This is a genomic window from Cognatilysobacter lacus (genome assembly GCF_008274655.1).
Lineage (GTDB): Bacteria > Pseudomonadota > Gammaproteobacteria > Xanthomonadales > Xanthomonadaceae > Cognatilysobacter > Cognatilysobacter lacus.
The window spans coordinates 1-2,137 of sequence record NZ_VTRV01000245.1 but is presented as its reverse complement, the minus strand read 5'-3'; the positions used below and the strand labels follow the sequence as shown (position 1 = coordinate 2,137).

General features: G+C 72.0%; 2 protein-coding genes. One reads left to right on the top strand and one right to left on the bottom strand.

The genetic code is table 11. The annotated features are described in order from the left end of the window. Positions 1–1,251: NAD-binding protein (locus FW784_RS13720; protein WP_149353883.1), on the top strand; the 1,251-nt coding region annotated here is incomplete at its 5' end. 32 nt (positions 1,252–1,283) lie between these two features. On the opposite strand, the gene FW784_RS13715 is transcribed toward FW784_RS13720, so the two are convergent. Continuing rightward, positions 1,284–2,137 (bottom strand): ankyrin repeat domain-containing protein (locus FW784_RS13715; RefSeq protein ID WP_187770833.1); only part of this gene is annotated, 854 nt, incomplete at its 5' end.

Sequence of the window (2,137 nt, the reverse complement as noted above, 5' to 3'; positions counted from 1 at the left end):
GCGGTCGGCGCCGTGCTGCTGGTGATCGGCGGCGGCCGACTGTTGTTGCGACCGCTGTTCCGGCTGGTCGCGCGCAGCGGCATGCCCGAGGCGTTCACCGCCGCGGCGTTGCTGACCGTGCTCGGCGCGGCGTGGTTGATGACGCGCGCCGGGCTGTCGCCGGGCCTCGGTGCTTTCCTCGCCGGCGTGCTGCTGGCCGACTCCGAATTCCGCCACGAACTCGAAGCGCAGATCGATCCGTTCAAGGGCCTGCTGCTGGGTCTGTTCTTCATGGCGGTCGGCATGGGCATCGACGTCGCGCGCATCGCCGCCGAGCCGCTGCGGATCGCCGCGATGGTCGCCGGCATGCTCGCGATCAAGGCGCTGCTGCTGGTACTGGTCGGGCGACGCGTCGGGCGCCTGTCCTTGCGCGATGCATTTCCGCTCGCCGCGGTGCTCGCGCTCGGCGGCGAGTTCGCGTTCGTTGTCTTTTCCGAAGCCGCGCGCGTCGGCCTGGTCGACGGGGTGACGCGCGATCGACTGGTGGCGACGGTCGGTCTATCGATGGCGCTGGCGCCGCTGTTGCTGTGGGTCGCGGCGCGGCTCTCCTCCCGCGTTGCCGCGCGGCCACCGCGTGCCTACGACGCCATTCCGGACAACCAGCCGCAGGTGCTGATCGCCGGCTTCGGACGGTTCGGCCAGGTCGTCGCGCGCCTGCTCGCCGCGCAGCGGCTGCCGTTCATCGCGATCGAGCCGAGTGCCGACCAGGTCGACTTCGTGCGGCGCTTCGGCAACCCGGTCTATTACGGTGACCCCTCGCGCTCGGACCTGCTGCGCTCGGCGGGCGCCGAGTCGGCCAAGGTGTTCGTCATCGCGCTGGAGGACGTCGAGGCGTCCGTGCGTACCGCGCGCACGGTGCGGCGCCTGTATCCGCAGGCACGCGTGTATGCGAGTGCGCGCGACCGCCCGCATGCGTGGGCGTTGATGGAACTGGGCGTGCATGCCGTGCGCGAGCTGCTGCATTCGAGCCTCTATACCGGCGAACGCGTGCTGGCCGACCTGGGCTTCGACGCGGCGACGGTGAACGACCTGATCGCGCGTTTCCGCGAGCACGATGCCCGCCTGCTGCGCGCGCAGTACGACGTCCGCGATGACGAAGACGCGTTGCTGCGCACGACGCAGGATGCGCGTGTCGAGCTCGAAGAGCTGTTCCATGCCGACGCCGGTGAAGGCGTACTCGGCGGCATCGTGGGCTCCGCCGTTCCGCGTTGACGCACACGACGCGGCAACCGCGGCAGTCGGCGTCAGCGATCGCGCAGGAAGCGCGCCATCGAGATATCGCGCGCGGCACCGGCCGGCGCGAAATCGGCGGCGATGTCGACGAATCCGCGCATCACCGCGATGTCGCGCGGCGTGCGGTTGAGCGCATCGCGCAGGTCGGGGTCGGCGCCGGCCTTGAGCAGGTGCTGCACGATGCGCGGCAAGCCGTGCAGCGCGGCCAGGTGCAGCGGCCCGAAGCCGCGTGTGTCGCGCGAATCCAGGCGCACGTCCTGCGCGAGCAGCCCGTCGAGCGCCGCGAGCAGCGTGTCCTCGTCGGCCGCGGTGCCCGGCTCCGCACGCGCGCCGAGCAGCAGCAGCAGCGGCGTCACGCCCTGCGCGGCGAGGTCGGCTTCCACGCCAGCAAGGATCAGCGTGTCGAACAGCGCGACCACGCGTGCGCGATCGCGTGCGGTGAAGGCGAAGAGCGCGGCGCAGTGCAGCGCGTTGCGGCCCTGCGCATCGACCGCCTGCACGTCGGCACCCGCCGACAACAGGCGCTGCGCGAGGTCGGGCAGGCCCAGCGCGCTCGCGACCATCAGCACGGTGAGGTCGCCCGGCAAGCGCTGCTCGAGGGAAACGCCGGCCGCGATGAGGCGATCGACGATGTCGATATGGCGCATCGACACCGCGGCCGACAGCGGCGTGGCGCCCGACTGCGCGGCCAGGCCGGGATCGGCGCCACGTTGCAGCAGCAGTTCGACGACCGCGCGATGCCCGCCACCTGCCGCACGCAGCAGCGCGCTGCAGCCCTGGCGATCGAGCGCATTCACCGGCAGGCCGAGGTCGAGCAGGCGGCGCACCGCGTCGTCGTCGCCGGCGGTAGCGGCGGCGGGAGATC